General features: G+C 65.9%; 4 protein-coding genes and 3 pseudogenes. All 7 read right to left on the bottom strand.

Translation table 11 applies throughout. The features are described from left to right. Positions 1-431, bottom strand: a pseudogene (locus tag ALMP_RS14120) (acetaldehyde dehydrogenase (acetylating)); the annotation flags it as partial. Beyond that, a complete protein-coding gene (gene mhpD / locus ALMP_RS14115; RefSeq protein ID WP_309299472.1) occupies positions 428-1216 on the bottom strand; it encodes a 2-keto-4-pentenoate hydratase in 789 nt (262 codons plus the stop codon). The gene mhpD and the pseudogene ALMP_RS14120, both read right to left, overlap by 4 nt. A 667-nt stretch (positions 1217-1883) precedes the next feature. Next, a complete protein-coding gene (locus tag ALMP_RS14110) occupies positions 1884-3152 on the bottom strand; it encodes a glycoside hydrolase family 5 protein (protein ID WP_264927596.1) in 1269 nt (422 codons plus the stop codon). A gap of 20 nt (positions 3153-3172) precedes the next feature. Further along, positions 3173-5209: a DUF4978 domain-containing protein gene (locus tag ALMP_RS14105; protein ID WP_264927594.1), complete on the bottom strand. Its 2037-nt coding sequence runs from the start codon at positions 5207-5209 to the stop codon at positions 3173-3175. Positions 5210-5362: 153 nt separating this feature from the next. Next, complete coding sequence (locus tag ALMP_RS44375) at positions 5363-5818, bottom strand: carbohydrate-binding protein (RefSeq protein ID WP_375803482.1); 456 nt, start codon at positions 5816-5818, stop codon at positions 5363-5365. 111 nt (positions 5819-5929) lie between these two features. After that, positions 5930-6709, bottom strand: a pseudogene (locus ALMP_RS44370) (alpha/beta hydrolase family protein); the annotation flags it as partial. A gap of 424 nt (positions 6710-7133) precedes the next feature. Continuing rightward, a pseudogene (locus ALMP_RS14090) lies at positions 7134-7393 on the bottom strand (arabinogalactan endo-1,4-beta-galactosidase); the annotation flags it as partial.

The raw sequence follows: 7393 nt of genomic DNA, 5'->3' as shown, positions 1-7393 counted from the left end.
AGTCGACCGCGGCGACGACCGGGATGGTGGCCTGGCCGCCGCAGGTGACCATGTTGACGTTCGGCGCGTCGATGTGGACGTCGCCGTTGACGGGCGGCACCACGTACGGGCCGATCGCGGCCGGAGTGAGGTCGACGAGGGTGCGGCCGAGCGGGCGCAGTATGTTTTCGTGGTGCCGGTGTGCGCCAGCTGACGTGGCGTCGAAGACGATTTCGACATCTGCGAACTCGTCCAGCCTGACGAGTCCTTCGACGCCCTCGTGGGTCGTGGCCACCTTCAGGCGGCGGGCGCGGGCCAGGCCCTCGGAGTCCCGGTCGATGCCGGCCATCGCCGCGATGTCGAGGGTCTCCGACAGCCGCAGCATTTTTGATCATCAGGTCGGTGCCGATGTTGCCCGAGCCGATGACGGCGACCTTGGTCCGTGCGCTCATGCTGCGTTCTTCTCACTCGTGAACTCGACACCCACGGTGCCCAGGTGGCTGATGGACGCCTCGAACCGGTCACCGGGGGCGGCGGGAGCGACCGGCCCCAGGGCTCCGGTGAGCACCAGGTCTCCGGCGCGCAGCGGGTCGCCCCGCTCGGCCAGGGCGGAGGCAAGCCAGACGGCCGCGTTCAGCGGGCTGCCCAGACAGTCGGCACCGGTGCCCTCCGAGACGGTTTCACCGTTCCGGGTCATGGTCATCGTCACGGCGCGCAGATCGACTCCGGTGAGCGACAGCGGGGCGCCGCCGAGGACGTACAGGCCGCAGGAGGCATTGTCGGCGACCGTGTCGACGAGGGTGATGTCCCACCCCCGTACCCGGCTGTCCACGATCTCCAGAGCAGGGAGTGCGAAGTCGACCGCGCGCAGCACGTCCACCACGGTGCACTCGCGGTGCGGCAGATCGCGGCCCAGCACCAGCGCGACCTCGGCCTCCACCTTGGGCTGCAGCAACCGTCCGGGTGGCACCCGGCCGCCGTCGGCCACCGCCATGTCCGCGAACAGCGCCCCGAAATCGGGCTGGTCCACGCCCAGTTGGCGCTGCACGGACACCGAAGTGAGGCCGATCTTGCGGCCCACGACCCGGCGGCCGACGGCCTGGGCGCGCCGGACATTCAGCTGCTGCACGGCGTACGCGGTCTCCAGATCGCCCCCTTCGTCGAACAGCGTTCGCACCGGCGGACAAGCGGCCCCGGTACGGGCAGCTTCCGCCAGCAGGTCGGCTGCCTCGACCACCGCTGGTGGCACGGTGTCCGGGCTTGCGTTGTCGAGCCTGGTCGACACGGGTTACCTCCAGAGGGAAGCGGAAGCGGCGGTTGTACACCGGTTTAGACATCACCACCGCGATGGGCCACTTTGTGTTCCGGGACGCGGAACACCGTGAGCGGTGTCGCCGGCTGTCGCTGCCGATATGGGGCCAGGCTGCGTGGTGGCAGCGGGGACCTTCTCCCCTGCTCCGGCGGGTGCGCCCCCCGGCAGCATCCGCTCGACTGGTAGGCGAGAACGGATCGGGCGTTGCTGTCGAGGATCCAGGGCGGGCATGGCAGGGGAGACCTCTTGGAGCGTGTTTGAGATCAGCTTCAGTGGCAGCGGCAGGCGCGCCAGCCAGCGTTGGAAGAACACCGTGATGGTGCCCGACCCTCCAGGTTGACCCGTCTCAGACGCGATGCCATCACGACCTCCGCAACCAGCACTGCGGATCCCAGTCCACCCGCCGGACGGGCATCGCCAAGAGGACCATCTACCTCGGCGGTATCAGGCGAAGCCCGTCCGGTTGGTCGACCCCGGTCCTGACGTTGCGGACCGTCCAGGCGCCGGACGTGGTCGGGGTGAGAGCCCGGCCCTGATCGTCGTAGGTGCTGCCGGAGGCAAAGACGACCGCGCCGTTCGCGTCCGAGTCGAGCTACATGCCTGTCGCCGTGTTCTTGGTCTTGTGTGTGCCGGTCAGTAGACCAGGGTTGCCACGGCCCGCGCCGAGGCCGCTCATGATGGCGTTGATGACGCCCTGATGGCTCACCGCCAGAGTGCGTCGGTTGATCAGCCCGAAACCGTACCGTCCGGTCGCGCCGTTGTCCCAGTAGATTGTGGCCGCTCCGTACTTCTTGGCGGTGGACACGACGGCGCGCACGTAGTCCGCACGATACCTCGGGTTCGATGCATCGAACGATGACTTGTCGATCGCACCGTATTCACCGACGACTACCGGGTATCCCCGCACGACGAACTTGTCGTACATCTTCTTCATCTGCGCGTCCAGATGGCCCTCCTGTCCCCAGGTCGACGTCCTTGACGGGTTGGTCGCTGCTCGTCCCCACTGCGTTATGGTGCCGCTTTCTGCTCCGGCGAAGTCCCACGGGTCGTAGTAGTGAACGGAGATCATGATGCGCTGTTCATTACTGGGGATGGAGGGGGAGCGATATTGGTCGGTCGGCAGCACGAAGCCGTAGTTCCCCGCGGTGTAGTCGATGTTCGTGTTCCAGCCGGGAACGAGCAGCCACCGTGAAGCGTTGTTCCCGCCGGTCCTCCGGACGGTGTCCACGAAGATCTGGTTGTAGCTGTTGATGTTCGAGTAGCACGGCTGGGTGGGGCGGCCCCATTGACCGTCGAAGTTTTCGTTCATGGACTCCAGGATCAGGCGCTGGTCGTAGTTCTGGAACCTGGTCGCGATCTGTTGCCAGACTTTCTGGTACTTCGCCCTGATCGCCGTCTGGTTGGACGAGTCACAGATCAGCCAGGAGCCGTAGATGGTCTTGTAGCCGTCGCCGTGCATGTTGATCAGCACGTACAGGCCGCGGTTGTAGGCGTAGTTGACGACTTCCTGGATCCTGTTCAGCCAGGCGGCGTTGATCCTGTAGTCCGGGCCGGGGCCTATGTGCCCCAGATAGGAGACCGGGATTCGTATGGTTTTGAATCCTGCGGATTTCACCTTGTCGATGAGGGCCTGCGTAATGGCCGGCTGGCCCCATGCCGTTTCGCTGGGATATCCGTTGGAGTTGGCCTCCAGTTGGTTCCCCAGGTTCCAGCCGGCGCCCATGTCGGCGACGATCTGGGAGGCGTTCAGCTGTGTCGTGGTGTCGGCCGATGCCTGGTTGGTCAGGCCGGCGACAGATGCGACGACCGACAACATCAGCGCCAGGCAAACTGCTTTGATCTTTCCTGCTGGTGAAACCATGGGTATGCCCGTCTCGTCAGTTACTTGGGTTCGAAGGTCCAGACCGTGCCCGCGTCGGTGGCTCCGGTGTTCCACCTGACCGCGCCGGAGGAGGTCGCGTGGAGGTACTCGATGCCCGTGCTCTGGTTGTTGAGGCGGAAGCCTCCGGAGGAGACCGGTTCCAGATTCCAGAGCGAGTCGGCGGCGACGGCGCCGGAGTTCCAGAAGACGGCGTTGCTGGTGGCGCCCGCGGACAGGTAGAACCGCCCGGTCCTGACGTTGCGGACCGTCCAGGCGCCAGACGTGGTCTGGGTGAGGATCCAGTCCTGGTCGTCGTAGGTGCTGGCGGGGGCAAGAACCACCGCGCCGTCCGCGTCGGTATCGAGGTACCTGCCCGTCGACGAGTTCCTGATCTTGTACGTGGCCCCGCTGACGGGACCGGAGGAGCCGCCGGAGTAGGCAACGCGGACGCAGTCACCTGCGTTCAGGTTGATGGCGATTCTTCCGCCCGATGGGCTGTAGGACTTCGATGCGGTCCGCACCCAGGTGTTGTCGCTGTCGTAGTAGCCGCTTTCCACGGACCCGATCGAGCCGCCGGGCAGCGTGAAGGTAGCGGCCTTGCTGCTGAGCACGGCGATTTCGGTGGGGCTGTGTTTGACGGCGATGCCCTGCCCACCGCTGGAGGTCGCGTAGGACACGCTCTGACCGTCGAGTGTCTTGGTGGTGTTGCTGCTCGCGGTGGCGGTCCGGTTGAACGTCTGCAGCTTGGTTCCGCCACGCTCGACGGGGCGCTTGGTCGCGAGATCCGTGCTGATCTTGTTGATCAGGTGGTTCATGGCGGTGACCTTCGGGGAGACGGCCTTGCGGGTCACCACCTTCGTCGTCGGGTTGAAGTCGTACAGTGCCTTGTCGGAGCTGCCGCTGTGGGCGTCCGGGTCCACGGCCGCATAGAGGTTGTATGCGGCGTTGCCCGCGACGGCGTTGAACTTGAGAATGTCGGCGGTGGAGTTGCCGGCGTAGTTCTCCATGATCATCGGGAAGTTCCGGCCCTGGGCCCAGAAGGCGTCCTGCCCGTAGTCGAACACGTAGTCGACGCTGGTCGTGTACGGGTCGTAGCCGAAGAAGTCGAGATACGCCATACCCCGAGCGCGACGGGCCTCGTTGTCGGCAATATCCGCGTCACCTTTGGGATTCGACCTGGTGTAGACGACGTAGTCCGACTCCTTGACGGCCTGGCCGAGTCCGCTCAGATAGTTCAGGAGCACGTCCTTGCGGAACTCTGTCGCGTTGGTGTATCCGCCGCTTCGCCACAGAGCGTTGGCGTAGGAGCTGTAGCTCCGGTCGATCCTGACGTCCCACAGTCCCGAGACGTTCGGCTCGTTCAGCAGCTGCACGCCCACAACGGTGTGACCGGTGTCGTAGGCCGCGACGTGATTCATGAGCCGACCCAAGGCGTACTTCTCCCGGCTGAGCAGGTTGGGGTCGGTCTTGTCCAGCAGTCCGAAGCCTTCCGGCGGTTCGCCCGGTTCGCCGGTGCCTTTCTTCCGCAGCTCCGTGCCATCGGGGCGGACGACGTACTGGTAGCCGTTCAGGACATAGGACGGGAGTCGCGCCGGGAAACTGAAACCGGTGGAGTCGTGCCCGAACCACAAGAATTCGAGCTTGAGGCCGTACTCCTTGCACCAGTCGATCATCCGATCGACGTCTGCCCAGCTGAAGTTGTCCCTGGAGGTCTCGATCTTCGACCACCAGATGGGTATGTTCACGACGTTGAAGCCGTCTTGGGCGACCATTCCCAGCACCGGCCTCAGTTGGGCGTCGGTCCAGCCGTAGCTGTACCGGTGCTTTTCATACCGGAACTGGATGCCGCTGTGGTAGAACGGCTTGCCGTCGACCATCAGGACCAGCTTGTCGTACGTGGACTGCGTCGTGTCCACGTACGACACCGTTGTCGCCGCGCCCGCCGCTCCGGCCGAGCGCTCAGCGCCGAACACACTCAGACCCACCCCGCCGACGGATGCCGCTCCGACGGTGGCGAGAAATCTGCGGCGCGGCCACAGATCGGTTTTCGGCTCCATTGCCTTTCCTTCCCTCTGTCGAATCGTTTCTACGTCACGGATCAGGCGGAATCGACTTTCATCCGGCGCTCATGGCCGCTGCTACCAAACGCTGTCCAGACGTGGGGAAACCTCCCTTTGCCCGATCTGGTCGAAGCCGTCATGAGGCGTTTTCTACGTGGTGGTGACTTCGAGGTGGTCGATATTGGGCAGGCCGGCGGAGGTGGTGGGGCTGACTTGGATGGTGTTGCTGCCGGCGTTCAGCGTGACGGTCAGGGTTTGGGTGACCCACGTGTTCCAGGCGCCGGTGCCTGCGAACGATGGCGTGTGGACGGTCGATCCGTTGACGATCAGCGAGGCCGGCCGTGCGGTCGTGGTGCCGTTGGCGAACCGGAGCCGCAGGGTCGCCGTGCCCACGGTGGCCGCGTTGACCGTGAACTGGGCGTGGGCGCCGACGGCGCTGCTGCCATTGCAGAACCCGGTGCCGGTGTATCCGGTGTGGTTGGAGTCGATGGTGCCGGTGCACACTGCCGGGGAGTCTTCCGCCTCGTAGCGGGTGGGCGTGGGGGTCGGCCCGCCGGGCAGGAGTGGGCATGTGCCCTGGTAGGCGCTGATGCCGGTCCAGTCCATCAGCGGGCACAGGAACTGGCTGTAGCGGGCATCGTGGTCAACGAAGATCTTGAACCAGGGGATGACCTTGCGCATCATCACCGAGTTCGGCGTCCAGCTGGGGAAGCCGTGACCGGCGCCGGTGAGTTCGAGGTAGGCCTTCTCCGTCGACCACGGAATCTGGTTGTAGAAGTTCTTGACGTACGACGGCGTGACCGTCTCGTCGTTCTGCCCCGCCATCAGCATGGTGGGCACCTGCATGGTGCGCATGTCCGTCGAGAAGATGGCCGGCGCCAGCCCGATCGCGGTCTTCAACGACGGACGCCGTGACGCTGCGGACACGGCCCCGCCACCACCCATCGAGTGGCCAATGACCGCCGTCCGGTTCGGGTCGATCCGGTCCCGCACCGGACTGCGCTGGGTCAGGTAGTCCAACGCGGCCAGCAGCTGGGTCCCGCGGGCGGTGTCCCCGTCGCCGGGGTTGATCGCCTCGAACCCGATCACGACGAACCCGAACGAGGCCAGCCAAGGCCCCGTCCACTCCAAAGCGGCCCACGAGCCGTGGTAACCGGGCACGAACGCGATCGCACCGAACGTGCCCTGACGGGTGTCGGTCGGGTAGTAGATCACCCCCTTGGTGAAGCCGTTGCCCTCCGGCACCTTCACCGAAGCGGTGGCGAACGTGCCACGCGAAGCGGCCACGCTGTCGCGGGTCGGGTCCGGACCGCGCTGGTACGGATTCTCGGCAACCGCCGCGGGGCCGCGCTGGTACGGATTCTCGGCAGCCGGTGCCGGGCCCGCCCCGGCCAGGGCCACGAGGAGCACGAGACCGACCGCGGACGCGAGCCACCTCAACACCCGGTTCAACGAGCGGGGCTCCGCCCGGCCGGCGTGCACTTCACTGCGACACATGGAGCTCAACCTCCGGATACTCGTTCCACCGGCGACGCGCTGTCGCCGCCGGACTGGTGACAGTCGGGTGTGGACGGCCGCCGCGTTGTCCGCCGACCTGGCCCAGGGCACCTGGACGCCCACCGGTTGTCCCTTGTTTCGACACAGCCCTCGCCTTTCTGAGCATGTACATGACAAGGCACCGCCCGCCCGCTGGCGGCCTTGACGACGACTCCCGCCGCTGCAACCGGCCGGCAGGGGCTACGGCGTCGCGGCACCGGCCTGCACCGCACCGGTGCCGACCAGCGTCGCGAGGGTCAGCAGGCCCGCCGCTCCAGTCGGACCCCGCGCCCACCACGAGCACAAAATGCCATGTTCATTACAAACATGTATCCAGTCCTTGGCCACGGAGATGCGGAGGTGGGGTGAGGTCCGCGCCGGTCGCTCAGGCCTGGGTGAAGCCGTCCATGATGGCGGTGGGCCGCTTGGTCGCGGAGTCCCAGGCGCCCATGTTGTAGCCGGTGAACGGGGACATGCACTCCGGCTCCCAGTAGAAGATGCCCTGCCCCCCGTTCGCCTTCAGCGCCTTGATGTAGGCGACCAGCGCGGCCCGGGTGGAGGACGCCCTGTCGACGCGACCGCCGAACTCGCTCTGCAGGAACGGTTTGCCGTAGGCGTCGGAGATCTTCTTCATGTTCGCCACGA

This window comes from Streptomyces sp. A012304, assembly GCF_026008495.1.
In the GTDB taxonomy this organism is placed as follows: domain Bacteria; phylum Actinomycetota; class Actinomycetes; order Streptomycetales; family Streptomycetaceae; genus Streptomyces.
The sequence above is the reverse complement of the archived record's forward strand: the minus strand, read 5'-3'. Positions and strand labels throughout refer to the sequence as shown.